Below are 25217 nucleotides of genomic sequence, written 5' to 3'. Positions count from 1 at the left end.
CGTTTGCCCGTGCGCCCCATGGGCACCCGCGCCGGCATGGAGTGGTTGCGCAGCGCCGCCTGTGTGGACGAGGACCCCGATCTGTTCTTCCCGGTGGGCACCGCCGGGCCCGCCCTGCGGGACACGGAGGCCGCCAAGCGGGTCTGCGCCAGATGCCCGGTGACCCCCGAGTGCCTGACGTTCGCGCTGCAGTCGGGGCAGACGTCGGGCGTGTGGGGCGGCACCGACGAGGCGGAGCGCGTCGCGCTGCTCCGGCTGACCACACCGCACGCACGTACGCACGACGAAATGAGGGACCCCTCATGGCCGACACCCTCGAACTCGACGCGCTGTGGGAGGACTTCCACCGCGTGGTGAACATGACCTCCGCGGAACTCGCGGACTGGCTCCGGGTGCGCGACTCGGGCGAGCTGACCGAGCCGCTGCCGGACGACGCCGGGCCGCCGCTCGGGCAGCACGTCCTGTCGATCCTGCAGAAGCGGCGCACCGACCTGACGGAGGACGACCTGCGGGCGATGCGCAAGGTCGTGGACACCGTCACCTCCCAGACCGACCTGGAGAACGAGCCCGAGGCCGACGACACCCGCCTGCGGCACCGGCTCATGACGGTCGGTCACGACCCGCTCAAGCCGTAGCCGTGGGCCGCGACGAACGACGGATCGTCGGCGACCTCGTCGGCGCGCACGGGCAGACGTACGCCGGCGAGGCGGGCATCCGGTTGAAGGACACGCCGCAGCCGCTGTACCGGCTGCTGGTCCTCGCGCACCTGCTCAGCGCCCGCATCAGCGCCTCCATCGCGGTCGCCGCCGCCCGCGCCCTGGGCGAGGCGGGGCTGCGCGACCCGCGCCGCATGGCCGGTGCCGACTGGCAGGAACGGGTGGACGCGCTCGGCCGGGGCGGCTACCGGCGCTACGACGAGCGCACCGCCACCCAGCTCGGCGAGGGCGCCGAACTGCTGACCGAGCGGTGGGGCGGAGACCTGCGCAAGCTGCGCGACGAGGCGAACGGCGACGTGTCGGAAGAACGGCGGCTGCTCCAGGAGTTTCCCGGAGTGGGGCCGACCGGCGCGGACATCTTCCTGCGGGAGGCCCAACTGGTCTGGCCGGAGGCGGCCCCCTACCTGGACCGCAAGGCCCTCCAGGGCGCCAGGCGCCTCGGTCTGCCCGACGACGCGGACCGGCTCCTCACCCTGGCCGGGAAGACGGAACCGGCCGTCCTCGCGGCGGCGCTGGTGCGGGCGGCGGTGGACAAGGACGTCGCCGAGGACGCCCTCCACCACGCGGCCTGAGCGGCCGGGCGGCCCCTCACCCGAACAGCCCGGTGCGCTGGTGCGCCTTCGGCCCCGGTGATGCCCTGAGGACACCGTTTCCCGTCCCAGGAGGGCATCCCGCGATGAGCCGTCGTCCGTCCCACCCCGTCCGTCTCCTGGCCTCCGCCCTGGCGGCGGGCGCGCTGCTGACCACAGCGGCCTGCTCGGACGGTGCCGGCTCGCGGAGCGCCTCGGGCACCGCCGCCGAACAAGCCGGCATCGCCGAGCAGAACGCGGCGAAGCAGACCCCGAGCGGTTCCCCCACGACGTCCCCGACCGGCTCGCCCAGCGCCTCCCCGGGCACCCTCACCGAGTCCGGCGCCAAGGCCGCCCTGCTCACCGAGGCCGACCTGGAGGACGACTGGAACCAGGTCCAGGACGCGGACAAGTGGCGCGACCGGCTCCTCGTCGGCGAGGTCGACGTGGCCGCCTTCCTCTCCGCGAAGGCCGAGGCGGCCGAGTGTCAGCAGCTGCTCGACGGGCTCTACCGCGACAACCTGCTCGGCGAGCCGTCGGGGCCGTCCGCGCTCACCGGCTTCGAGCAGGGGGACTCCCGCCTCCTGGAGCAGGTCGCCGGGTACGACCGCGCCGGTCTCGACGACCGCATGAAGTGGCTGGACTCCCTGCCGCAGACCTGCGACGAGTTCACCGCGACCGACCCCGACGGCAACAAGCGCACGGTCCAGGTGACCGAGGCCTCGGTGCCCGACGTCGGCGACGCCCGCGAGGGTGTGCACGTGACCGTGCAGGGCAGCGCCGACTCCACCCCGGTCACGCTCACCCTGGACATCGCCGCCGTACGCGTCGACACCTCCGCCCTCGCCATCACCGCCGGCGGTCTGGACGGCGGGCAGGCCTCCTCCGTCGAGCGCGGCGTACGCCAGGGCACCGAACGCCTGCAGACCGTCCTCGACGGCGGGACGCCCTCGCCGCAGCCCACCAACCTGGACTGACCTCCACCGGGGCATCCCGGGCGGCCTTCACCGCGTCGTGCGCACATCCGGCGAAACCCGGACAGCGTGATCACCGGACGGCACAATGGTCCACGACGGACGGCGCACGCGCGAAGGAGCCCAGACGTGAGCGAGAGCGACCCCGTGCCCGGCGGCCGCCCCGGTGAAGTGGAGCGGGCCACCGCGCTGAGCGGCGAGCTGACCGGGCAGGGCGTGCACGGCGTGGTCCTGGCCTACGTCGACACGGCCGGGATCACGCGGGTGAAGACCGTGCCCACCGCGAAGCTCGCTCCCACCGCCGCCTGGGGCGTCGGCATGTCACCGGTGTTCGACACCTTCCTCGCCGACGACTCGATCGTCACCACGGACGTCCTCGGCTCCCCCGACGGCGACCTGCGCCTCTACCCCGACCTCGACCGGTTGACCGTGCTGGCGGCGCAGCCCGGCTGGGCGTGGGCCCCGGTCGACCGGATCACGCAGGAGGGAGCACCGCATCCGGCGTGCGCACGTACCGTGCTGCGCCGGACGGTGGCCGGGGCGGCCGAGCGGCACGGCGTCACCTTCAAGGCCGCCGTGGAGATCGAGTGGGCCGTGGGCCGGGACGACGCGGAGGGCGACGCGTTCGTCCCCGCGGTCTGCGGACCCGCGTACGGCGCCGTTCGGCAGATCGAGCTGAGCGACTGCGCCGCCGACCTGCTGGCGGCGCTCGCGGCGCAGGGCGTGGACGTGGAGCAGTTCCATCCCGAGTACGCGGCGGGGCAGTTCGAGCTCTCGGTGGGCGCGCTCGACCCGGTGGCGGCGGCCGACCACAGCGTGCTGGTGCGGCAGACGATCCGGGCCGTGTCCCGGCGACACGGGCTGCGCGTCTCCTTCGCCCCGGCGGTCCTCGGGCAGGGCGTCGGCAACGGCGGGCACCTCCACCTCTCCACCTGGCGTGACGGAGCAAACCTGCACGCGGGCGGCACGGGCCGCTACGGCATGACCACCGAGGCCGAGTCCTTCGTGGCCGGAGTCCTCGGCCGGCTCCCGGCGCTCACGGCGATGACCGCGCCCAGCCCCGCCAGCCGGCTGCGGTTGCGACCGTCGCAGTGGGCGGGCGTGTTCACCGCCTGGGGCCGGGAGACCCGCGAGGCCGCGCTGCGGATCGTCACCGGCACCGCCGGGATCCACGACCGCGCGGCCAATCTGGAGGTCAAGCCGGTCGACCTCGCCGCCAACCCCTACCTCGCCCTCGCCTCGGTGATCGCCGCCGGCCTCGACGGGCTCGCCTCGTCCGCGCCGCTGCCGGAGGAGACCACCGGCGACCCGGCCCGGCTCGACCCCGCCGAGGCGGCGGCCCGGGGCGTGCGGCGGCTGCCGGTCACGCTCACGGAGTCGGTGGCGGCCTTCCGTACGGACGAGGTGCTCAGGAGGGCGCTGGGGCCGGTACTGACCGACGCGGTGATCGCCGTACGGCTGGGTGAGGCCGCGGCGGCCGAGGGACTGGACGACGACGGTGTGGCGGCGGCCTACCGCTGGAAGTACTGAGATGACCGCCGGGCCCGTGCACGAGTGGCTCGCCGCGCTCGACCTGGTGGACCACCACTGCCACGGCGCGGTGACCGACGACCTGGACCGCGCCGGGTTCGAGGCCCTGCTCACCGCGGGTGAGGCGTGGCCCGGCGTCTCCCCCTTCGACACTCCCGTCGGCCTCGCCGTACGCCGGCACTGCGCGCCCCTGCTGGACCTGCCGCGCCACGCCCCCGCCGACGGGTACGTGGCCCGGCGCGCGGAACTGGGTGCGGCCGAGGTCAACCGGCGGTTCCTGCGGGCCGCGGGCGCCGGCATGTTCTGCGTGGACACGGGATTCGCCCCGCACCCCGTGACGGGTCCGGCCGAGCTGGCCGCGGCGGCGGGCGCGGCGGCCTACGAGGTGGTCCGGCTGGAGGGCGTCGCGGAGGCGGTGGCGGCGGGCGGTGTCGAGCCGGACGCGTACGCGGAGGCGTTCCGTACGGCCGCGTGGGAGGCGGTCGGGCGGCCGGGCGTGGTGGGCGTCAAGTCGGTCGCGGCCTACCGCACCGGCTTCGACCTGGACCCGGCCCGTCCCTCGCCCGCCGAGGTCACCCGGGCCGCCGCGCGCTGGCTGGCGCGCGGCGGCGGCCGGCTGGACGACCCGGTGCTGGTGCGGGAGTTGCTGTGGACCGCCGTGGACCTCGGGCGGCCGCTGCAGCTGCACACGGGGTTCGGGGACGCCGACATCCGCATGCACCGGGTGGACCCCGCCCTGCTGACCGACTGGCTGCACCTGACCGCCGGCACGATCCCGGTCCTGCTGCTGCACTGCTGGCCCTACCAGCGCCAGGCGGCCTATCTGTCGGCGGTCTTCGAGCGGGTGCACCTCGACGTGGGTCTCACCCTGCACCACGTCGGCCCCGCCCGGGCGGGCGCGGTCCTCGCGGAGGCGCTGGAGATCACTCCGTTCCGCAAGCTGCTGTACAGCTCCGACGCCTACGGGGTGGCCGAGTTCCACCACTTGGGGGCGCTGGCCTTCCGCCGGGGGCTGGCCGGGTTGCTGCAGGAGCGGGTGGACGCCGACGAGCTGTCCCTGCCGGACGCGCTGCGCCTCGCCAGCTGGGCCGGGCGCGACAATGCCCGCCGGGTCTACGGGCTTCCCGGCGGTCCGGCGGACGACGGCTGAGCGGCGTGTGACGGGTCACAGTCCCGGAGCGCCGCCCGGGACTCTCGAACGGCTGAAAGTATGATCAAGCGATGTCTGACATGACCGAGACCACGCCGGGCTGGCTGACGACGGACGAGTTGGAGATGGCACGCGCCCGCATGCCGATCCTGTACGTCGAGGCCGTGCCCGTACGCGTGGACGACAGCGGCGAAGTCACCAGCGTCGGCCTGCTCCTGCGCATCGGGCCCGACGGAACGGTCAGCCGGACGCTGGTCTCCGGCCGGGTGCTGCACCACGAGCGGGTGCGGGACGCCCTGCTGCGCCACCTGGAGAAGGACCTCGGCCCGGTGGCGCTGCCCCGGGTGCCGTCCTCGCTCCAGCCGTTCACGGTGGCGGAATACTTCCCGACGCACGGTGTCACGCCGTACCACGACCCCCGGCAGCACGCGGTCTCGCTCGCCTACGTCGTGCCGGTGACCGGTGACTGCCGGCCGCGCCAGGACGCCCTCGACCTGGTCTGGTTCGATCCGCGCGAGGCCCTGTCCGAGGCGGTGCAGAGCGAGATGCCGGGCGGGCACGGGGTGCTGCTGAAGCAGGCACTGGCGCACGTGGGCTGCGTGGGCTGACCGCTTCCCCGGCTACTCCTCGCGCCGGCCCTCGTCGCTCAACTGCGGGTCCAGGTCGTCCCGGAGCAGGCCCCGGGATCCCGTCTGCCCGGTGCGATAGGCGGAGCGGGCCACCAGGTGGGAGGCGACCGGGCTGGTGAGGAACTGGAAGAAGACGATGAGCGCGAGCGTGCCCACGTCGGTGCCGTGGCGCAGCCGCAGTCCCACTCCGGCGAGGACGAGGAGCATGCCGAGCGTCTGCGGCTTGGTCGCCGCGTGGCTGCGGGAGAGCACGTCGGGGAAGCGGAGCATCCCGATCACCCCGAGCAGGCACTGCAGGCAGCCGAGGAGCAGCAGCACGGTCCCGGCCAGGTCGGCGGCATCGGTCCAGGCGTTCACCGGTGGTCCTGCCTGCCGTCCGGCTGCACGGAGGGCCGGTCGCGTACGGCGATGAAGCGGGCGATGCCCACCGAACCGCTGAAGCCGAGGAAGGCGAGCACCAGCATCACGGGGAAGTAGAAGGAGTCGCGGTCGTGGGCGGCCTTGACGCCGATGCCGGCGATGATGAGCGCCGCGAGCACGTCGAGGGCGACGGCGCGGTCCAGCATCGAGGGGCCGTACCAGATCCGGTACAGCAGCAGGGCGCCGGCGACGAGGATCATCGCGAGCGAGGCGACGAGCAGGGCGTCTTCGACGGCGTGCAGGGTGGTCACGTCGGGAGGTCACCTTCCGGTACGGGACGGGCGGCGTCGGCGATGTCCTCGGCGGTGCCGAAGGCGCGGGCGACGAGTTCCTCCATGCGCCACACCTGCCGCTGGGCGCCCTCGATCTCGCCGGGGTTGGCCGCGTCGAGGACGTGCAGGAACAGGGTGGCCGTGGACCGCCGCACCTCGATCACGGAGCCGCCGGGGACGTTGGAGACGGCGACCGCGGTGGCCGTCAGCATGAGGTCGCTGCGCACCCGCAGCGGGACGGCCACGACCGCGGCGTGGTAGGGGCCCTTGGCGAAGATCTGCCGGGTGACCTCGACGCTGGAGGAGAACATGTCGTACAGCAGGTAGGCGGCGAGGCGCAGGATGCCCAGCGGGCGCAGCCTGAGGCCGATGTCCACGGCGGGCAGCGGGAAGGCCAGGCACAGGCAGACGGCGACGAGGACGCCGTTGACGAGGTTGGCCCAGGACGGGCTGCCCCACAGCAGGATCCAGATGACGGTGAGCCAGCCGACGAGCGGCAGGTCGAGGACGCGCCGGCCGCGGCCCACTCTGAAGGACCAGCTGTAGGGCGAACGGTCGCGGAAGAGGTTGCTCACCGGCCGAGCACCGCCTCGATGTAGGGGGTGCGGGCGAGGAGTTCGGTCGCGGCGGCCTGCGTGAAGGTGGTGAGGGGGCCGCCGAGCACCGTGTACGACAGGCCGAGGGCGACGGCGGCGCCGGTCGCCGCCGTCATGGGCCAGGGCAGCCGTTTGGTGGTGGTGATGGACTGCCCCAGGAAGCCCTCGGAGACCACGGCGCCCGCCGGCACCGGCAGCCCGGCACCGGCGTCCCGTCCCCGGTCGCTGCCTCTCCCCGGGCCGCTCGCCCTCTCCTCCTCCCCGTCGTCCTCGTCGTCGCCCGGTTCTTCGTCCTCGGCGGACTCCAGCACCACGCCCTCCTCCTCCGCCCCCGGTGGCGCGTCGCGCCAGAACGCGAGGTTCCAGACCTTCGCCATGACATAGAGGGTGAGCAGGCTGGTCGCCGCGGACCCGGCGACCAGCGCCCAGGCCCAGCCGCCGCCCGCGTCGACACCGGCCCGCATCAGACCGAGCTTGCCGATGAACCCGGACAGCGGCGGGATGCCCGCGAGGTTCATGGCGGGCACGAAGAACAGCACGGCCAGCAGCGGCGCCGCCTTCGCCAGGCCGCCGAGACGGGTGAGTTCCGTGGTGCCGTCGCGCCGCTCGATGAGCCCGGCGACGAGGAACAGGGTGGTCTGCACGGTGATGTGGTGGGCGACGTACACGATCGCGCCGCTGATCGAGCCGTGCCCGGCGAGCGCGATACCGAAGACCATGTAGCCGATGTGGCTGATGAGGGTGAAGGACAGCACCCGCTTCAGGTCGGTCTGGGCCACGGCGCCGAGGATGCCCACGACCATGGAGGCGAGCGCGGCGAGCATCAGCAGGTCGCCCAGGCGGTGGCCGGGGAAGAGCAGGGTCTGGGTGCGCAGCATCGAGTACACGCCGACCTTGGTCAGCAGCCCGGCGAAGACCGCGGTGACCGGTGCGGGCGCGGTCGGGTAGGAGTCGGGCAGCCAGGCCGCCAGCGGGAACACGGCCGCCTTGATGGCGAAGACCGTCAGCAGCATGGCCTCCAGCAGGGTGCGCACCCCGAGCGGCACCTCCTGGAGCCGCAGGGAGAGCTGGGCGAGGTTCACGCTCCCGGCGACCGCGTAGGTCATGGCGATGGCGATCAGGAAGAGCACGGAGGAGAACAGCGAGATGATCACGTACGTCGATCCGGCGCGGATCCGGGTCGCGGTGCCGCCGATGGTGAGCAGGACGAAGCTGGCGACGAGCATGATCTCGAAGCCGACGTAGAGGTTGACGAGGTCACCGGCGAGGAAGGTGCAGGAGACGCCCGCCACGAGGATGAGGTAGGCGGGGTGGAAGACCCCGACCGGCGCTTGGTCGTCGCGGTCTGCCATGCCCTGGCCGAGGGAGTACACGAGGACGAGCAGGGTGACGGCGCTGGAGACGGTGAGCATCAGCCCCGCCAGCCGGTCCGCGACGAGGGTGATGCCGACCGGCGGCGCGAAGTCGCCGAGGTGCACGCTGAGCGGGCCGTGGCGGTCGGCGGCCACCATGAGCACCACGGAGAGCACCAGGACCGCGCCGAGCACCGCGAGGCTGATGAAGCGCTGGAGCCGGTGCAGCCGGGGCCCGATGGCCAGCTTGAGGCCGGTGACGCACAGGGGCAGCAGGACGGGGAGCGGGACGAGCGCGTTCACCTGGTTCCTTCCGTGCCGGCGCCGCCCGGGTCGTCGGGCTGGTCGGGCGGCGGGTGGCAGGAGTCCTCGCCGGGGAGCGAGTCGGGCTCGCGGCCGGTCTCCTCGGGGTCGTTGGAGGGCCCGGCGATCCGGGCGGGCGCCGGTCCGGGGCGGCCCGCGGCGTCGGTGGAGCCCAGCTCGCGGCCTTCCCGGTAGTCCTCGGGGTCGGCGCCGAGGATGTCGTTCCAGAGGTTGCCGGAGACGTCGTTGGCGCGGGCCTGGTAGGCGCGTTCCCGGCGGACCCGGCGGCGGAGCCGTTTGCGGGCGGCGCGGTAGCGGGCGCGCTGCTCGGCGTCGGCGCCGCCGTCCTCGGCGCGGGCCTCGCGGTAGCGGTCGCGGAGCTCGCCGCGCCGGTCGAGGAACTCGGCGCGCAGGGCGACCATCCGGTCCTCGGTGTCGTCGCTGATCTCGTCGGAGCCGGTGACCTGGTGGCTGCGGTAGGCCATGGAGAGCAGGAACGCGGTGGTGGCGAGGGTGATGACGATCGCGGTGAGGGCGATGGCCTGGGGCAGGGGGTCGGTGACGCGGTTGCGGATGATGTGCGGGTAGAGCAGCGGTGCCTCGCCAGCGCTGCCGGTGGAGGCGAGCACCAGCAGGTTGACGCCGTTGCCGAGGACGACGGCGCCCAGCAGGATCCGAGTGAGGGACCGGGTCAACAGCAGGGTGGCGCCGACGGCGTTGAGGACGGCGGCGGCCACCAGCAGGGAGAGGCTGACGGTCATGCGCGGCCCGTCTCGGGGCGTGGGGCGGCCCGTTCGATCTGGCGGTCGATCCTGGCGCCGAGGGCCCGCACGATGTCCTGGACCACGCCGAGGACCAGGAGGTAGACCCCGCAGTCGAAGAGGACGGCGGTGGACAGGTGGGCGTCGCCCCACACGGGCAGGTGGCCGTGCCAGGTCCAGCCGTGCAGCACCGTCCCCTCGCCGAGGCCGCCCAGTGCGATGCCCGTGGACAGGAAGAGGCCGAGGCCGGTGAACAGGCCCGGTTTGAAGGGCACGGCGTCGGCGAGTTCGTGCCGTCCGCCGGCGAGGTAGCGGGCGATGAACGCGACGCCGGCGGTCAGGCCCGCGACGAAGCCGCCGCCCGGCAGGTTCTCCGCGCACAGCAGCAGGTATACGGAGAGGACGAGGACGGGGTGGAAGATGAGGCGGGCGACCACTTCCAGGACGAGTGAGCGGCGCTCGGGGGCGAGGGTGGCGCTGGCGGCGAGCCAGGTCCGCTCCGGTGCCCCTTCGTCGCCGCTGGGCAGCCCCGCCGACTCGTACCCGCCCGCCCGCCAGGCGGTGCGCAGTCCGGCGTGCGGGTGGTCGCCGGGCAGCGGCAGGACGGGCTGCTCGGTCCCGTCGGCGCGGCGGTGCAGGTAGATGAGGCTGGTGACGCCGATCGCGGCGGCGGCGAGCACCGCGGACTCCCCCATCGTGTCCCAGGCCCGCAGGTCGACGAGGATGGTGGCGACCACGTCCTTCAGGCCGTGGTGCGCGGTCTCCTCGACCATCGCGGCGCCCGCGCTGTCGGCCCGGCGGTGCCCCGCCATGATCCAGACGACGACGGCGACGGCGGCGCCGCCCGCCAGGGCCACCGGCATCCGCAGCAGGCGCCGCCACCGGCTGAAGTTCTCCTCGAAGCGCACCGGCATCCGGCGCAGCACCAGCACGAAGACGATCATCGAGACGGTCTCCACGCAGAACTGGGTGAGCGCGAGGTCGGGCGCGCCCTGGGCGACGAAGAGCAGCGCGGTGCCGTAGCCGGTGAGGCCGGCGAAGACGACGGCCTTCATCCGGCGCCGCACGCGCAGGCACAGCAGGGCCGCGGCACAGGTCAGCAGGGCGACACCGGCCTGGGCCGGGTGGTCCCAGAGCCTCGGGGCGGGCACCCCGGTCCAGGGTTCGTCGACGACGAGCACGGCGAGCTGCCCCGCGAGGACCACGCTCATGGTCGTCACCAGGTACACCGACAGCGAGCCGCGCTGCACGAGTCCGGTGCACTGCAGGGCGGTGCGTTCCAGGGCGAGCAGCATCCGTCCGAAGACGAGGTCGGCGGAGCGCCAGGCGAGCTGCCGGCCGACCCGCGCGACGGGGCTCGCGGCGAGGAACAGCAGTACCCCGCCCGCCCACGCCGCGCCGGACAGGCCGAGGGCCGGGCCCGCTCCGTGCCACAGGGTGAGGTGGTAGGGATGGGCGGGCGCGGGGAACTGCCCGGCGTAGCTGCCCAGCAGGCCCTGGAGCCAGGTCACCCCGGGTCCGAGGACCAGGCAGGCCAGGGCGAGCACGGCGGGCGGCGCGAGGAAGGCCACCGGCACGCGGTGCGCGTCGGTGTCGGGCAGGCCGGGCTTGCGGGCGAAGGCGCCCCACAGGTAGCGCAGGGTGTAGGCGGTGGTGAGGGCCGAACCGAGGACGGTCGCGGCGAGCGCCCAGCGGTCGCCGGTGCTCCCGTCCAGGAGCGTCTGGAAGGCGGCCTCCTTGGCGGTGAAGCCGAGCAGGGGCGGTACGGCGGCCATGGACGCCCCGGCGGTCACGGCGACGGCGCACACGGCGGGCAGCCGGCGTCCGAGTCCGGAGAGCCCCCGCAGGTCCCGGGTGCCGGTGGCGTGGTCGACGATGCCGGTGACCAGGAAGAGCGGCGCCTTGAACAGGGCGTGCCCGAGGATCATGGCGGTGGCGGCGAGGCCGGTGTCGTGGCGGCCGGCTCCGGTGAGGACGGTGAGGAAGCCAAGCTGGCTGACGGTGCCGTACGCGAGGACGAGTTTCAGGTCGTTCATCCGCAGTGCCCGCCACCCGGCCAGCAGCATCGTCACCGAGCCGGCCACCAGCAGGAGCGGGCGCCAGGGCGTGACGTCGGCGAAGGCGGGGGCGAGCCGGGCGACGAGGTAGACGCCGGCCTTGACCATGGCGGCGGCGTGCAGATAGGCGCTGACCGGAGTGGGGGCGGCCATGGCGTTGGGCAGCCAGAGGCTGAAGGGCCAGATCGCGGACTTGGCGAGGGCGCCGGTGAGGATCAGCACGATCGCCGTGGACAGTGCCGCCGACGGGGGCGGCGGATCGGCCAGGATCGCCGAGAGGCGGTAGGTGCCCGCCTCGTGGCCGAGGACCAGGAGGCCGACGAGCATGGTCAGGCCGCCGAGTGCGGTGACCGTCAGGGCCTGCAGGGCGCTGCGCCGGTTGCGCTTGCGGTCGCTGGTCTGGCCGATCAGCAGGTAGGAGAAGACCGTCGTCAGTTCCCAGAAGACGTAGAGCAGCACCAGGTCGTCGGCGAGCACGAGCCCGAGCATCGCCCCGGCGAAGGCGAGCAGGTTGCCGGCGAACCTGCCGAGCTGCCGCGAGCGGTCGTCGAAGTACGAGGCGCAGTAGACCAGGACGAGCGTGCCCACTCCGGCGACGAGCAGCACCATCAGTTCGGCGAGGGCGTCCAGTCTCAGCGCCCAGTCCACCCGGTAGGCCGGCAGCCAGCGCCATGCGACGGTGTCGGCGCCGCCCGCGGCCGTCGTGCTCCACCGGGTGGCGGCCCAGACGGTCGCCGCGGCGGGCGGCAGGGCCAGTACGAGGAAGGCACGCGTTCCGCACCGTCTCACCAGCGGCGCGGCGAACAGCGCGAGCGCGAAGTGGCAGAGGATGAGCGCGGACACCCGACAGTGATATATCGGGCATCTCGCCTGAGCGCCCAGGCACGCCGCAGGGCGAACAATCGAGGGGCGGTTCCGGATCTCTCCGGAACCGCCCCTCGATCAACGACTGTCTCCAGTCGGGACGACAGGATTTGAACCTGCGACCCCTTGACCCCCAGTCAAGTGCGCTACCAAGCTGCGCCACGTCCCGTTGCCCGCCTGACCTGGGGTTTCCCCCGGCCGAACGTGCAGGAAAACCATACCGCACTCGGGCCGGTGGTCGCGCACGGCTTTTCCGGCGCGGCATCCGGCGGCGTCAGCACTTCCGCGTGCGCGACGGCTCGGTCACGGCCGGGGTGCCGCCCGGGCCCGCCGCGGCCGCCTCCACCCGGACCAGCCCGCGCACCGCCGGTATCAGCAGCAGGGCGGCGCACACGGCGAAGCTGGTCGCCCCCGCGACGAGCAGGACGTGGTCGGCGCCGAGGGCGGCTGCGGCCGGGCCCGCGAGGGCCTGGCCCACCGGCATCATCGCCAGCGAGCCCGCGACGTCGTAGGCGTGGATGCGGTTGAGGACGTCCGGCGGGACCTGGGTCTGCACGCTGGTCGCCCACATCACGCCCCAGAAGGACATGCCGGCCCCGGCGACGGCGGCTCCGGCCGCCATCGCGGGTACGCCGAGCCCGGCACCGACGCTGGCGGGGAAGGCGGCGAAGCCGACGAGGGCGATCGCGCCGGCCCGGAGCATGCGCAGCGGCCTGAGCCGCAGGGCGAGCAGACCGCCCACGACGGTCCCCGCACCCAGGGCGGAGTTGACCAGTCCGTAGGCGCGCGGGCCGTGCTCCCGCACCACCTCGGTGGCGACCAGGGGCACGGTCGGGCCCCAGACCGCGATCATGTAGACGCACCAGACGGCTATCACGCTCCACAGCCACCGGCGCGCGAGGAACTCCCGCCATCCCTGGACCAGGTCGGCGCGGAAGGCCCTGCTCCCGCGGCCGGACACCGCCCGACTGCCCGGCGGGAGCGGCGGCAGCCGGAGCAGCAGCAGGCACAGGGCACTGATCGCGTACGTGGTGGCGTGGGCGGCGAAGACCCCGCCGGGTGAGGCGAAGCCGACCAGGAGACCCGCGACGGCGGGGCCGGCGAGCTGGGCGGCGGACTCGGCGACGCGGATCGCGCCGTTGGCGCCCTGGACGTCAAAGGCGAGCCGGGGCACGGTGCTGGCGACGCCGGGCTGGAAGACGGCGCCCGCGACGCCGTTGGCGAATCCGATGGCGCAGATCTGCCAGAGCACGACGTGTCCGGAGAAGAACAAGGCGGCGGCCAGGGCCTGGGTGCCGAGCCGCACCAGGTCGGCGCCGATCATCAGTTTGCGGGTGCTGAAGCGGTCGGCGAGGACTCCGCCGAAGACGACCAGACCGGCGAAGGCGGCGGCGGTGGCGGCCATGGCGAGGCCGACCGCGCCCGCCCCGTACCCGTGCTGGAGCAGGCCGGCGGCGAGGGCGACGGGCAGCATGGTGTCGCCGAGGCGGGCCACGGCCCGGGCGGTGAAGAACAGGGCGAAGTCCCGCGACCAGACGGCTCGCGCCGCCGCCCGCTGCCCGTCCGCGGGCGCGCCCTGGCGCCCGGCCTGTGACGACGTACCGGCCATCCCGCTCTCTTCTCTCCCCTGCCGGTCCCCCGCCGGCGAACCGCCCCCGCACCCCCGGTCCCGCGCACCGTGCGTCCGACGGCCGGGACCCCCCTCCGGTCCCGGCCGTCACGCACGCCTTCGGATCATGCCACGGGGCACTGACAACGCCCGAGGGGTTTTCAGCCGCCTGCGGGCAGCCCCAGCCGGGGGTGGGCCTCCAGCAGCCGGACCGGGGCCGCCTGGCGCCAGGAGTCGGCGAGGATGTCGCGCAGCTCGTCCTCGCCCTCCAGGGCGGCGAGCCGGGCCCGTACCCAGGCGAACTGGGCCTCGTGGCCGGCGATCCAGAACTTCTCCGGTTCCGCCAGCACCAGTTCGTCGCGCTCCTCCTTCGGGCAGCGCACCGCGAGGGAGGTCTCCTCCTCGGGGAGCGTCGCGAACATCTTTCCCGCGACCCGGAAGGTGGGCATGCTCCAGGCGATCTTCTCCGTCGTGTCCGGCAGGGACAGGGCGATACGGCGTACGTCTTCTGCGTCCGGCATGACAGGCACGGTATCCGCCGGCACTGACAATCACCGGGCGACGGCGGGTGTGCCCGTCCGGCGGCCGTCCTGCCCGCCGACCTGCTTGAAGTACAGCGTCGTCGGCCGCAGTTCCCCGCGCGGGTCCGTCGCGTAGTCGGGGATCGTGCCGGCCCGCGTCCATCCGGCGGACCGGTAGAGGTGCTCGGCGGGGCTGCCGGTCTCGGTGTCCAGGTGGAGCAGGGTGATGCCGGCCGCCGCGGCCGCCTCCTCGGCGGTGGTCAGCAGCCGTCGGCCCAGTCCCCGACCGCGGGCCTCGCGGGACACCATGAGCTTGGCCAGTTCCGCGCGGTGGCGGCTGTTCGGTCTGTCCGGCAGGGCGAGGCTCACGGTTCCGGCCACCCGGTCCTCCTCCCGCGCCACCCAGAGGGCGAGCCGACCGGCGGCCACCGCGGCGGCCCGCCCCCGCCACCAGTGCGCGGCCTCCGCGTGACCGAGCGGGATGAGAAAGCCGACGGAGGCACCGCCCGCGACGGTGTCGGTCAGCAGACCGGCCAGGCCGTCCAGCAGACCGACCACCCCGTGCTCGTCGACACGGTCCACGATCACGGCAGGACCACCGCCAGCGCATAGCGTGCGGTCTCGGTTCCGGCGCACCGGAACCGTGTCGGCCCCCACACCCGCATCCGCAGGCAGTCCCCGGCGGCGAGGGCGTGCCGCACGTCCCCCGCCGTGATCTCCAGGGCCCCTTCCAGGAGCCAGACGTGCTGTTCCAGACCGGGCACGGGTGGCCGGTCGTAGGCGATGTCGGCGCCCGCGGCGAGCCGCCCCTCGACGAGTTCGCCGCGCAGTCCGGCGTGCGGCGGGGACACCGAGCGGCGCACGAACCCGCCCGTGCGGTCCTCCCACACGGCCTGCTCGGCCGCCCGCACCAGCGGCGCGGGTTCGCCCTCGACCTCGCCGAGCAGCCGGGACATGGTCCGCCCGTAGACCGCGCACAGGCGGTTCAGCACAGCGGCGGTGGGACTGGTCTCGGCCCGCTCGGCCCTGGACAGGGTGGAGCGGCTGACCCCGCTGCGCTCCGCCAGCTCCCCCAGCGACCAGCCGCGTTCGGCCCGCAGTTCGGCCAGCCGCGCGGCGAGGCGGGCGTCGACCGTATCCGCGCGCTCGTCGTCCGCGCGCTCGTCGTCCGCGCACTCCTCATCTCGTGTCATATTCGGGAGGATATCCCGGAAATGAGACAGCCCGGTTACGGAAGCCTCACGCCCGGGCCACCTCGCCGAGTGCGTCCAGCACCGGGCGGATGAGCGGGTGTTCCTCCGCCCCTCGGCGTACGGCCGCGAAGACGCGGCGGGTGGGAGCGACCCCGTCGACCGGGCGGACGACCACGCCGGTGAGGTCGGTGCCGTGGAGCGCCGAGCGCGGGACGAGGGCCACCCCGGCGTCGGCGGCGGCGAGGGAGACCACGGCGCGGAAGTCGTCCGAGGAGTGTTCGAGGCGGGGCTGGAAGCCCGCGTTCTCGCAGGCCAGCACGACCACGTCGTGGCAGGGGTTGCCCGGGTAGGGGCCGATCCAGGTGTCCTTGGCCAGCTCGGCGAGCGGGACCTCCGCGGCGTCGGCGAGGCGGTGGGCGACCGGGACGACCGCGTCGAAGGGCTCGGCGTACAGCGGGACGTGGGTCAGGCGCGGGTCGTCGGCGGCCGGCGCACCCCGGTACTCGACGGCCACGGCGACGTCGAGTTGCCGGTCGAGGACCATCGGCAGGCTTGCGTCGCCCTCGGCGTCCTGGACGCGGACGCGGATGCCGGGCGCCGAGGCGGCGAGGCGGGCCAGGGCGGGCGCGACGACGAGGGCGATGCCGGTCGCGAAGGAGGCGACCGTGACCGTGCCGGCCTGGCCCGAGCCGTAGGCGGCCAGCTCTGCCTCGGCCCGCTCCAGCTGGGCGAGGACGGCGTTGGTGTGGCTGAGCAGGATCTCGCCGGCCGGGGTCAGACGAACGCCTTTGGCGCCGCGCTCGACCAGGCGGTGGCCGGTCTCCTGCTCCAGGGCGGCCAGCTGCTGGGAGACCGCCGACGGGGTGAGGTAGAGCGCGGCGGCCGCCGCCGTCACCGTGCGGTGATCCGCCACCGCTCGCAGGATGTGCAGCCGCCGCGCCTCGATCATGGGATCGATTCTCTCAGGTCACTGAGGGTTTCTAGGCCGTGAGCTGCTCCCGGGCCGCCACGAAGGCGTCCACCGCGCGGTTCACGTCGTCCGTGGAGTGGGCGGCGGACAGCTGGACGCGGATGCGGGCCCTGTCCTGCGGGACGACCGGGTAGGAGAAGCCGATCACGTACACGCCGCGCTCCAGGAGCAGCTCGGCCATGCGGCCCGCCTTCGACGCGTCGCCGATCATGACGGGCGCGATGGGGTGGTCGCCGGGGAGGATGTCGAAGCCCTCCTCGGTCATCCGGCGGCGGAACAGCGCGGTGTTCTCGGCGAGCCGTACGCGCAGGTCGTCGGCGGACTCGAGCAGGTCGAGCACCTTGAGGGAGGCGGCGGCGATCACCGGGGCGAGGGTGTTGGAGAACAGGTACGGCCTGGAGCGCTGGCGCAGCAGGGCGACGATCTCGGCGCGGGCCGCGACGTAGCCGCCGGAGGCGCCGCCGAGCGCCTTGCCGAGGGTGCCGGTGATGATGTCGACGCGGTCCATGACGCCGTGCAGCTCGGGGGTGCCGCGGCCGCCGGGGCCGACGAAGCCGACGGCATGCGAGTCGTCGACCATGACCATGGCGTCGTAGCGCTCGGCGAGGTCGCAGATCTCGTCGAGCGGGGCGACGTAGCCGTCCATGGAGAAGACGCCGTCGGTGACGATCAGCTTGCGGCGGGCCTCGCCCGCGGCCTTGAGCTGCGCCTCCAGGTCGGCCATGTCGCGGTTGGCGTAGCGGAACCGCTGGGCCTTGGACAGGCGGATGCCGTCGATGATCGAGGCGTGGTTGAGGGCGTCGGAGATCACCGCGTCCTCCGGGCCCAGGAGCGTCTCGAAGACGCCGCCGTTGGCGTCGAAGCAGGAGGAGTAGAGGATCGTGTCCTCCTGGCCGAGGAACGCGGAGAGCCGGGCCTCCAGTTCCTTGTGCACCTCCTGGGTGCCGCAGATGAAGCGCACGGAGGCCATGCCGTAGCCCCAGCGCTCCAGCGCCTCGTGGGCGGCGGCCACGACGTCGGGGTGGTCGGCGAGGCCGAGGTAGTTGTTGGCGCAGAAGTTGAGGACCTGGCCGGGGCGGCCGCCCGCGGTGACGTTCACGGTGGCGGACTGCGGGGTGCCGATGACGCGTTCGGGCTTGTGCAGGCCGGCGGCGCGGATCTCGTCGAGGGTGGCGCGCAGGTCGTCGCGCACGGAGTCGAACATCTCAGAAGCTCCTAAGAGGATACGTACGTCTTCACGCGGTCCAGTCGAGGATGACCTTGCCGCCCCGGCCGCTGGCCGCGTCGGCGAACGCCGCCTCGAAGTCGCGGTGGGAGTACCGGCCGGTGATCACCGGGGCGAGGTCGAGGCCGCCTTCGAGCAGCACGGACATGGCGTACCAGGTCTCGAACATCTCGCGGCCGTAGATGCCCTTGACGGTGATCATGGAGGTGACGATGCGGGCCCAGTCGACCGGGAACTCCTCGGCGGGCAGGCCGAGCATGGCGATCCGGCCGCCGTGCGTCATGTTGGCGATCATGTCGCGCATGGCCTCGGGGCGGCCGGACATCTCCAGGCCGATGTCGAAGCCCTCGCGCAGGCCCAGCTCACGCTGTCCGTCGGCGATGGTCGCGTTCGAGACGTTCAGGCCGAGGCTGACGCCGACCTTGCGGGCCAGTTCCAGCCGCTCCTCGCTCACGTCGGTGATCACGACGTTGCGGGCACCCGCGTGCCGGGCCACGGCGGCGGCCATCAGGCCGATCGGTCCGGCGCCGGTGATCAGGACGTCCTCGCCGACCAGCGGGAAGGACAGGGCGGTGTGCACGGCGTTGCCGAACGGGTCGAAGATCGCCGCGACGTCGAGGTCGACGGGGACCCGGTGCACCCAGACGTTGGACGCGGGCAGGGCGACGTACTCGGCGAACGCCCCGTCCCGGCCGACGCCGAGGCCGACGGTGGCGCGGCACAGGTGGCGCCGGCCGGCCAGGCAGTTGCGGCACCTGCCGCAGACCAGGTGGCCCTCGCCGCTGACCCGGTCGCCTGCCTTGATGTCGGTGACGTCGCGGCCGGTGTCGACGACCTCGCCGACGAACTCGTGGCCGAGGACGAGCGGGGTGCGGATGGCCTGCTGCGCCCAGCCGTCCCAGGCCCGGATGTGCAGGTCGGTGCCGCAGATGCCGGTGCGCAGCACCTTGATCAGCACGTCACCGGGTCCGACGACGGGCTCGGGCACGTCCGCGAGCCGCAGCCCGGGCTCCGCCTTCTCCTTGACCAGCGCCTTCAACGCTACCGCTCCTGACGGGGTGAGGTCCCGGCGGTGGGCATGCTTAGGGGGTGTCGTTTGCATCTTGCCGGGGTCGCGGGGCCTGGCACGCACATCTGCGGCGTTGTCGTCGGTTGCCAGGGCTCCGCCCTGGCGCCCTCCTCCGCCTTGCAGCTGCACGCACCAGACCCCGCTCAGGTCGGCCACAAGGCACCGTCGCCCGGAGCCGGCCTGATCCAAACGACACCCCCTAGCGGCCCGCGTCCGGGAAGGGGGAGGGGAATCGCACAGCAATCTGCCGTACGACACCGCCCCCGGTCCATCGAGCCTTTCTTAAGCCCGGCCGCAGCTTTCCTTCACGCCGCACGTCCCGGGCAGCCGATCGCCCCGGGACTCACAGCGGGAGCCCGTCCTGCGCGCTGCGTTCGATACGCCGCACGAGGTCGGCCGCGGCCGACTTGATCGTCGCCAGGCCCGCGGTGCCCCAGGTGCGGGGGCGCACGTCGGCGGCGGACACGGTGCCGAGCACCGTCCCCGTGCCGTCGATGAGCGGGGCGCCGAGGTAGGAGCGGATGCCGAAGGCGTCGACGACGGGGTTGCCCGCGAAGCGCGGGTAGTCGCGCACGTCCTCCAGGACCAGCGCCTTGCGCCGGACCACCACGTGGGGGCAGAAGCCGTGGTCGCGGGGCTGGACCCGGCCGAACTCGGGACTGGTCCCGTCACCGCGCGTCGCCGGCGGGACCTCCGGCACCCGCAGGCCCGCGAAGAACTGCCCGCCCTCGACAGGGAAGTTGACCATCGCGTACGGCGCCTCGGCGACACCGGCGAGGTGCGTGGCGAAGGCGTCGAGGGCCGGGTCGGCGCGTTCCGCGAGACCGAGCCGGCGCAGGCGTCGTACCCGCTCGGGGGCCTCCCGGTCCTCCGGGGTGAGCAGCAGACGTCCGGCCGGGCGCGGCGGGTCGTAGCTCATGGGCGGACCCCGGCGCCGAACCCCGAGGCGGTGGCCGGGGTGTGGGCGATGAGGTGGCGTACGAGGGTGAGCAGTGTCTGGACTCCGGAGCTGGAGATCCGGGCGTCGCAGCGCACGATCGGGATCTCGGGGTGGAGGTCCATGGCCGCGCGCACCTCCTCGGGGTCGTAGCGGTAGGAGCCGTCGAATTCGTTGATCGCGACGACGAAGCCGAGGCCGCGCTCCTCGAAGAAGTCGACCGCCGCGAAGGACTCCTCCAGGCGGCGGGTGTCGGCGAGGATCACCGCCCCGAGTGCGCCTTCGCACAGTTCGTCCCACATGAACCAGAAGCGTTCCTGGCCGGGTGTGCCGAAGAGGTACAGGACGTGTTCGGCGTCCAGGGTGAGGCGGCCGAAGTCCATGGCCACGGTCGTTTCGAGTTTGTTCTCGATTCCGTCGAGGTTGTCGGTCGCGGCGCTGACCGTGGTGAGCAGTTCCTCCGTGCTCAGCGGCGCGATCTCGCTGACCGCGCCGACGAAGGTCGTCTTGCCGACGCCGAATCCGCCCGCCACGAGGATCTTCAGGGCGGTCGGGAACAGGTCGGCGCCTTCGCCGTGTGCGTGGTCAGAGCTGTCGTCGTAGTCCATCGAGCACTGCCTCCAGAAGGGCCCGGTCCGTGGGATGGTGGTGGAACGCGGCGGGGGGTTTGGTGGTCAGCGCGCCGCAGTCGACGAGGTCCGAGAGCAGCACCTTGGTGACCGCCACCGGAAGCCGCAGGCGGCCGGCGAGTTCGGCGACCGGAAGGGGCGCCCGGCACAGGTCGAGTGCCTGCGTGTGCTCGGGTCCGAGGTAGCCGAGGGGGGTCGCCCCGGTGGCCATGACCTGGGACATGAGGTCGAGCGCGACGGTGGGCCGGGTGCGGCCGTTGCTGACGGTGAAGGGGCGCACCAGCCGTCCGGCCGCGTCGTCGAGCCAGGGCCCGTCGCCGGCCGCGGCCACCGTCAAGGCCTCATCGCCGGGGGTTCGACGGCCTGCTGCCGGGGCGCGGTGACCAGGTAGGGGCGGACGCTCTTGACCAGCATCGCCATCTCGTAGCCGAGCACGGCCGCGTCGGCCTCGCGGCCGGCCAGCACGGCGAGGCAGGTGCCGGAGCCGGCGGTGGTGACGAAGAGCAGGGCCGAGTCGAGTTCGACGACGACCTGCCGCACGTCGCCGCCGTCGCCGAAGCGGACACCGGCGCTGCGGCCGAGGGAGTACAGGCCGGAGGCCAGGGCCGCCATGTGGTCGGCGCTGTCGGCGTCGAGGCCGTGGACGGACTTCACCAGTCCGTCGGCGGACAGGAGCACCGCGCTGCTCGTGTGCGGCACGCGCTGGACGAGGCCGCTCATCAGCCAGTCGAGGTCGGACACTTGGCCGGTCGGCGCATCGCTCGCCATGGTGGATCGACTCCTTGGGGTACGAAGGTCTGCGGGAGCGCTGGTCGTGAGGGTGATCAAGGGCGTGGAGGTGGGGGTGGGGGTGGTCGTGGGGGCGGAGGGGGACGGGACCCGGGTCGTACGGTCGGTCATTCGGCCGGCACGCCCGGGTCGCCGTGGGTCGGGGTCGGGGGCGCCGCCGGTTCGGCGTGCTGCTGGGCCTCGGCGAGGCCGATGCCGCGCTGGAAGGCCGCCATCAGGCCCGGGTCGTGCCCGGTGTACTGCTCGGGTTCCTGACGGGGCGCGGGACCGCCGCGCAGTTGCGGTGCGATGTGTTCCTGGGCGCGGCGGCGCGGCAGTTGGGGCTTGCCCATGGTGCCGCGCACGGCGCTCTGCCGCGGGACGGGCGGGGTGGCCGCGTGTTCGGCGAGGACGCCCCGGTCGTCGGGCCGCACACCGGGCACGGCGGCGGCCGGGGTGGGCCGGTTGCGGTGCGTGCCGCGCACGGGCAGCGGCACGGGTGCGCCGTCGGCCCGGTGCACCTCGACCGGACCGGGTGCCTCCGGTACCTCGGCAGCAGGGGCGGGCGGGGGTGCGGCGGGAGCCGGGATCGCGGGTGTCGGAGCGGGTGCGTCGAGGTTCGGCAGGCCCGGCGCCGGTACGTGCGGCATGGTGGACGGGACCGGGGCCTGCGGCGCCGTGGGAGGCACGGCCCGCAACTGCTGCCGGGGCGGCGTCACGGGCACCGGCTCGGCACCGACGGCCTGCGCCGGCCGGGCCGCACCGCCGGGCAGCGCTCCGGGCTCCGCGCCCAAGAGCGCCTGAGGCACGACGAGTACGGCCTGCACACCGCCGTAGATGTTGGTCTGCAGCCGGACGGTGATCCCGTGCCGCTTGGCGAGCTGGGAGACGACGAACAGCCCGATGCGGCCGTCCGCCAGCAGCCGGGCGACGTTGACCTGGTCGGGGTCGGCGAGCAGGGCGTTCATCCGGTCCTGTTCGCCGACGGGCATGCCGAGTCCGCGGTCCTCGACCTCGACGGCGAGACCCGAGGTGACGAGGGTGGCACGCATCAGCACCTGGGTCTGCGGGGCGGAGAACAGGGTGGCGTTCTCGACGAGTTCGGCCAGCAGGTGGATGACGTCGGCGACGGCGTGACCGCGCAGGGTGCCGTCGACCGGCGGGACCAGCCGGACCCGGGAGTACTGCTCGACCTCGGCGATGGCCGAGCGCAGCACCTCGGTCATGTCGACCGGGTTGCTCCACTGGCGGCGGGAGACGGCGCCGCCGAGCACGGCGAGGTTCTCGGCGTGGCGGCGGATGCGGGTGGCGAGGTGGTCGACGTGGAAGAGGCCCTTGAGGAGATCGGGGTCCTCGATCTCGTTCTCCAGCTCGTCCAGGATGGAGATCTCCCGGTGCACCAGGGACTGCAGGCGCCGGGCGAGGTTGACGAAGACCTCCAGCTTCTGTTCGCTGCCCGCCTGGCTGGAGAGCTGGGCGGCGCGGACGACGGCGGTGACGGCGCCGTCGTGGGCGCGGGTGAGATCGGCGGCGAGCAGTTCGAAGTCGTCGGCGTCGACCGGCGGTGCGCCGCGCGGTGTGCGCGGGGCCGGGGCCTCGCCGCGGCGCAACGCCTCCACGACGGCGCGCAGGTCGCCCTCCTGGCGCGCGGTGCTGCGGCGCAGGGCGCCGACGCGGTCGCGCACGGTCCGCGCGGCGCGGTCGGCGGCGACCGCGGCGATGACGACGGCCGCGGCGGTCACCGAGACCGCCCCCGCGAGTACGCCCCACAGGACGGGTCCGGGCCGCGCGCCGGTGGACCGGACGGTGAACAGGACCACCGCGCAGGCGCTGAGGGCGACCGCCACCGGCGGCAGGACGGCGAGCCGCAGGAGTTGGGGCCGTATGTGGGTCTCGGTCGGTGCGGCGGTGGTGCGCGGGGCCGGCCGGCCGTGCCGCCCGCCCTCGCGGCGGTCTGCGCGCGCGGCCGGTGCGCGGAGGTGAGACATCGGTGTCCTCGTACTGGTCCGTGTACTGGTTGGTCGGCCCTACGTCGCCCGACGGACACTGACAGTAGTCGCCCTACCCTCATGTGCGGTGGGCAGTTGCCAAAGTCCCCCGGACAACGTCCCGCTCTGGTATGAGGCCTCGTACGAAAGACCGATAAGCCGGTGAAGCAGTCGTTCCGGAGGGGTCGAGAACGGTCTCTCCCGATCGAAAACGTTCACTCTCGGTGATCGGGGCAAGGACCTTTCCCGAACTCGTGCTCACCGGGGGCCGGCCCCTCCCCCTTCGGGCTCGTCGGTCATGCGTCTGCCGACGCGGGCGACGGTCTCGCGCAGCCGGATGTGGCCACCGACGCGGGCGCGCGCGACCTGCAGGGCGCGGAGACGAAGGTCGGCCTCGGCCCTCCAAGGGCAAGGACACCGCCACCGCCCTCGGCCCGTACCCCGTCACCGCCGACGCGCAGAGAGCCGTACCGGGACGCCGACGGCTCCCTGCGCCTGGCCCTGACCGCCGGGGCGCCTCAGGATCCAGCTCAGGGACGCCGATGTGGTGCTGGAGCCCGGCGAGTTGTTCGTGGTTCCCCGCGGGGTCGAGCACTGCCCCGTGGCGGACGAGGAGACCGCCATCCTGCTGTTCGAACCAACGGGAACACTCGACACCGGTGACGCAGGCGGGCCGATGACCAAGGCTGCCGAGGTCCTCGGCAGACGCGTGGCACATGGGGTCGGGCGTGTCGGGGCGGCGGGCGTTCCGGTTGCGCGGCGGCAGCGAACGTCACGCGGCGACGGTGGTGGTTTCCGGATCCCGTTCGTGACCAGCAAGACGCTCCAGCATCCGGATCATCTCCCCCGGGTCGTTGCCGACAACGTCACCGCTCTCCCGCGAGATCCAGATCCCCCCTGCTCGTCCCGGCCACGCCCTCGGCGGCCCGGGGACGACGCCACGGATGCGCGATCGGCTGCGACACCGCCCGCCACCACGGCTCCCCCGGCAACTCCCCCGCCGGCTCGAACGGCTCCCCAGGCCTCGGGAACGCCACCGCCTGACCCGCCTCCCCGGCCACGTCCCTCGTCCACTCCCCCGGCTCCGCCCACGCGTGCGGCGCCAGGTTGAACGTGCCCCAGTGGATCGGCAGCAGGGTGCCGTGCGGCCGGCCGCCCTGGAGGTCGAGGTGGGCGCGGACGCCCTCCTCGGGGGTCATGTGGATGTCCGGCCAGAACTCGGCGTACGCCCCGAGCTGGATCATCGTGGCGTCGAACGGGCCGTGCGCGGCGCCGATGTCATGGAATCCGTCGAAGTAGCCGGTGTCGCCGCTGTGGTAGACGCGGTGCTCCTGACCGGCGACGACCCAGGACGCCCAGAGGGTGTGCTGGGTGTTGCGCAGCCCGCGCCCGCAGAAGTGCCGGGCCGGGGTGGCGGTGAGGGTGAGGCCGCCGACGCGCGTCGACTCGTGCCAGTCCAGCTCGCGCAGCCGGCCGGGGGAAACGCCCCAGTGTTCGAGGTGTGCGCCGACGCCCAGCGGCACGGCGAACACGGTGTCCGTGCGGGCCAGCGCCTTGATGGTCGGCATGTCCAGATGGTCGTAGTGGTCGTGGGAGATGACGACGACGTCGACGGGGCCGAGGGCGGCCAGCGGCAGCGGGACCGGGTGCAGGCGCTTGGGGCCGGCGAAGGGGACCGGGGAGCAGCGCTCCCCCCACACGGGGTCGAAGAGCACGCGCTGCCCGTCGATCTCGGCGAGCACGCTGGAGTGGCCCATCCAGGTCAGCCGGAGTCCGGTGGCGGGCGGCCTGGCGATGTCGGCCAGGGTGGTGGCGTGCACCGGGACAGAGCCCCGCGGGGACCGGCCCAGCCGCGCCTGCTTGTCGAAGTAGATCTTGGCGAACTCGGTGGCCGAACCGGACGGCCGGGTCCGGGCGGGGCCGCCGGGGTTCTGGAAGACGCCGTCGCGGAAGTGCGGGGATCTGCGGATGCGCGCCATCCGCTCGCCACCCGGGTCCGCGCCGAAGGCCGCGGGCCGCGGCACGCTGAACCCGGGATGCGGGGAACGGAAAGCGGGCACGGTACCTCCAGGTGGAGCGGTCAGGCTCTCGTCTTGTTCGTCTTCGTCTCGTCCT

At 73.6% G+C, this 25217-nt stretch carries 26 protein-coding genes, 1 tRNA gene and 1 pseudogene; 8 read left to right on the top strand and 20 right to left on the bottom strand.

The genetic code is table 11. The annotated features are described in order from the left end of the window. The first annotated feature begins 36 nt into the window (after window positions 1–36). The 7 genes from AB0P07_RS10400 (at window position 37) to AB0P07_RS10370 (ending at window position 5547) form a co-directional block, all read left to right on the top strand. Window positions 37–357: a WhiB family transcriptional regulator gene (locus AB0P07_RS10400; RefSeq protein ID WP_365547874.1), complete on the top strand. Its 321-nt coding sequence runs from the start codon at window positions 37–39 to the stop codon at window positions 355–357. Next, on the top strand, window positions 303–635 hold the full coding sequence (locus AB0P07_RS10395; RefSeq protein WP_365547871.1) for a DUF3140 domain-containing protein: 333 nt from the start codon (window positions 303–305) through the stop codon (window positions 633–635). The genes AB0P07_RS10400 and AB0P07_RS10395 overlap by 55 nt, the downstream gene beginning before the upstream one ends. A 2-nt stretch (window positions 636–637) precedes the next feature. Further along, window positions 638–1288: an endonuclease gene (locus tag AB0P07_RS10390; protein ID WP_365547869.1), complete on the top strand. Its 651-nt coding sequence runs from the start codon at window positions 638–640 to the stop codon at window positions 1286–1288. A gap of 104 nt (window positions 1289–1392) precedes the next feature. Further along, the gene (locus AB0P07_RS10385) at window positions 1393–2262 is read left to right on the top strand and encodes a hypothetical protein (protein ID WP_365547866.1); all 870 of its coding nucleotides are present in this window, start codon (window positions 1393–1395) and stop codon (window positions 2260–2262) included. Between the two features lie 126 nt (window positions 2263–2388). After that, window positions 2389–3789, top strand: a complete 1401-nt coding sequence (locus tag AB0P07_RS10380; protein WP_365547863.1) for a glutamine synthetase family protein — start codon at window positions 2389–2391, stop codon at window positions 3787–3789. A 1-nt stretch (window position 3790) separates the two neighbouring features. Beyond that, a complete protein-coding gene (locus AB0P07_RS10375) occupies window positions 3791–4939 on the top strand; it encodes an amidohydrolase family protein (RefSeq protein ID WP_365547861.1) in 1149 nt (382 codons plus the stop codon). 80 nt (window positions 4940–5019) lie between these two features. Then, entirely contained in the window at window positions 5020–5547 is a 528-nt protein-coding gene (locus tag AB0P07_RS10370; protein WP_030403731.1) for an NUDIX hydrolase family protein, read from the top strand. Window positions 5548–5559: 12 nt separating this feature from the next. On the opposite strand, the gene mnhG is transcribed toward AB0P07_RS10370, so the two are convergent. From mnhG to AB0P07_RS10275, 19 genes are all read right to left on the bottom strand, one after another. Beyond that, window positions 5560–5925: a monovalent cation/H(+) antiporter subunit G gene (mnhG, locus tag AB0P07_RS10365; RefSeq protein ID WP_365547858.1), complete on the bottom strand. Its 366-nt coding sequence runs from the start codon at window positions 5923–5925 to the stop codon at window positions 5560–5562. Further along, window positions 5922–6239 (bottom strand): monovalent cation/H+ antiporter complex subunit F, encoded by a 318-nt coding sequence (locus tag AB0P07_RS10360; RefSeq protein WP_365547855.1) that lies wholly within the window; start codon window positions 6237–6239, stop codon window positions 5922–5924. Before AB0P07_RS10360 ends, mnhG begins: the two co-directional genes overlap by 4 nt. After that, on the bottom strand, window positions 6236–6835 hold the full coding sequence (locus AB0P07_RS10355) for a Na+/H+ antiporter subunit E (RefSeq protein WP_365547853.1): 600 nt from the start codon (window positions 6833–6835) through the stop codon (window positions 6236–6238). The genes AB0P07_RS10360 and AB0P07_RS10355 overlap by 4 nt, the downstream gene beginning before the upstream one ends. Next, window positions 6832–8511, bottom strand: a complete 1680-nt coding sequence (locus AB0P07_RS10350) for a Na+/H+ antiporter subunit D (RefSeq protein WP_365547850.1) — start codon at window positions 8509–8511, stop codon at window positions 6832–6834. The genes AB0P07_RS10355 and AB0P07_RS10350 overlap by 4 nt, the downstream gene beginning before the upstream one ends. Further along, window positions 8508–9272, bottom strand: a complete 765-nt coding sequence (locus AB0P07_RS10345) for a Na(+)/H(+) antiporter subunit C (RefSeq protein ID WP_256108090.1) — start codon at window positions 9270–9272, stop codon at window positions 8508–8510. Before AB0P07_RS10345 ends, AB0P07_RS10350 begins: the two co-directional genes overlap by 4 nt. Next, complete coding sequence (locus AB0P07_RS10340) at window positions 9269–12172, bottom strand: Na+/H+ antiporter subunit A (RefSeq protein WP_365547847.1); 2904 nt, start codon at window positions 12170–12172, stop codon at window positions 9269–9271. The genes AB0P07_RS10345 and AB0P07_RS10340 overlap by 4 nt, the downstream gene beginning before the upstream one ends. Window positions 12173–12288: 116 nt before the next feature. Next, window positions 12289–12362, bottom strand: a tRNA-Pro gene (locus AB0P07_RS10335). Window positions 12363–12467: 105 nt separating this feature from the next. Further along, window positions 12468–13802, bottom strand: coding sequence for an MFS transporter (locus tag AB0P07_RS10330; RefSeq protein WP_365547844.1), 1335 nt, complete (start codon window positions 13800–13802; stop codon window positions 12468–12470). A 161-nt stretch (window positions 13803–13963) separates the two neighbouring features. Continuing rightward, window positions 13964–14323, bottom strand: a complete 360-nt coding sequence (locus tag AB0P07_RS10325) for an MmcQ/YjbR family DNA-binding protein (protein WP_365547841.1) — start codon at window positions 14321–14323, stop codon at window positions 13964–13966. A 30-nt stretch (window positions 14324–14353) separates the two neighbouring features. Beyond that, complete coding sequence (locus tag AB0P07_RS10320; protein WP_365547838.1) at window positions 14354–14911, bottom strand: GNAT family N-acetyltransferase; 558 nt, start codon at window positions 14909–14911, stop codon at window positions 14354–14356. After that, window positions 14908–15516, bottom strand: a complete 609-nt coding sequence (locus tag AB0P07_RS10315; protein ID WP_365547836.1) for an XRE family transcriptional regulator — start codon at window positions 15514–15516, stop codon at window positions 14908–14910. The genes AB0P07_RS10320 and AB0P07_RS10315 overlap by 4 nt, the downstream gene beginning before the upstream one ends. 46 nt (window positions 15517–15562) lie before the next feature. Further along, on the bottom strand, window positions 15563–16465 hold the full coding sequence (locus AB0P07_RS10310) for a LysR family transcriptional regulator (protein WP_365547833.1): 903 nt from the start codon (window positions 16463–16465) through the stop codon (window positions 15563–15565). Window positions 16466–16496: 31 nt separating this feature from the next. Beyond that, window positions 16497–17690: a glycine C-acetyltransferase gene (locus AB0P07_RS10305; protein WP_365547830.1), complete on the bottom strand. Its 1194-nt coding sequence runs from the start codon at window positions 17688–17690 to the stop codon at window positions 16497–16499. A 31-nt stretch (window positions 17691–17721) separates the two neighbouring features. Further along, complete coding sequence (gene tdh / locus AB0P07_RS10300) at window positions 17722–18750, bottom strand: L-threonine 3-dehydrogenase (protein ID WP_365547827.1); 1029 nt, start codon at window positions 18748–18750, stop codon at window positions 17722–17724. Between the two features lie 373 nt (window positions 18751–19123). Continuing rightward, on the bottom strand, window positions 19124–19699 hold the full coding sequence (locus tag AB0P07_RS10295) for a GAF domain-containing protein (protein ID WP_365547824.1): 576 nt from the start codon (window positions 19697–19699) through the stop codon (window positions 19124–19126). After that, the gene (locus AB0P07_RS10290; RefSeq protein ID WP_365547821.1) at window positions 19696–20325 is read right to left on the bottom strand and encodes an ATP/GTP-binding protein; all 630 of its coding nucleotides are present in this window, start codon (window positions 20323–20325) and stop codon (window positions 19696–19698) included. Before AB0P07_RS10290 ends, AB0P07_RS10295 begins: the two co-directional genes overlap by 4 nt. Continuing rightward, window positions 20303–20677, bottom strand: coding sequence for a DUF742 domain-containing protein (locus AB0P07_RS10285; RefSeq protein WP_125627810.1), 375 nt, complete (start codon window positions 20675–20677; stop codon window positions 20303–20305). Before AB0P07_RS10285 ends, AB0P07_RS10290 begins: the two co-directional genes overlap by 23 nt. 2 nt (window positions 20678–20679) lie before the next feature. Continuing rightward, entirely contained in the window at window positions 20680–21114 is a 435-nt protein-coding gene (locus AB0P07_RS10280) for a roadblock/LC7 domain-containing protein (RefSeq protein WP_365547817.1), read from the bottom strand. A 128-nt stretch (window positions 21115–21242) separates the two neighbouring features. Beyond that, window positions 21243–23102 carry an ATP-binding protein gene (locus tag AB0P07_RS10275; protein ID WP_365547815.1) on the bottom strand — a complete coding sequence of 620 codons (1860 nt, stop codon included), beginning with the start codon at window positions 23100–23102 and terminating at the stop codon, window positions 21243–21245. A gap of 357 nt (window positions 23103–23459) precedes the next feature. Between AB0P07_RS10275 and AB0P07_RS10270 the strand changes: the two are divergent. Then, a pseudogene (locus AB0P07_RS10270) lies at window positions 23460–23612 on the top strand (hydroxylase); the annotation flags it as partial. Window positions 23613–23968: 356 nt separating this feature from the next. On the opposite strand, the gene AB0P07_RS10265 reads toward AB0P07_RS10270, so the two are convergent. Beyond that, a complete protein-coding gene (locus AB0P07_RS10265; protein WP_365547812.1) occupies window positions 23969–25162 on the bottom strand; it encodes an MBL fold metallo-hydrolase in 1194 nt (397 codons plus the stop codon). Window positions 25163–25217: the final 55 nt, after the last annotated feature.

The sequence above is a fragment of the Streptomyces sp. NPDC085944 genome, assembly GCF_040686295.1.
In the GTDB taxonomy this organism is placed as follows: Bacteria; Actinomycetota; Actinomycetes; order Streptomycetales; family Streptomycetaceae; genus Streptomyces; species Streptomyces salinarius.
Note: the sequence above shows the minus strand (reverse complement) of the source record. Positions and strands in the feature narration are given on the sequence as shown.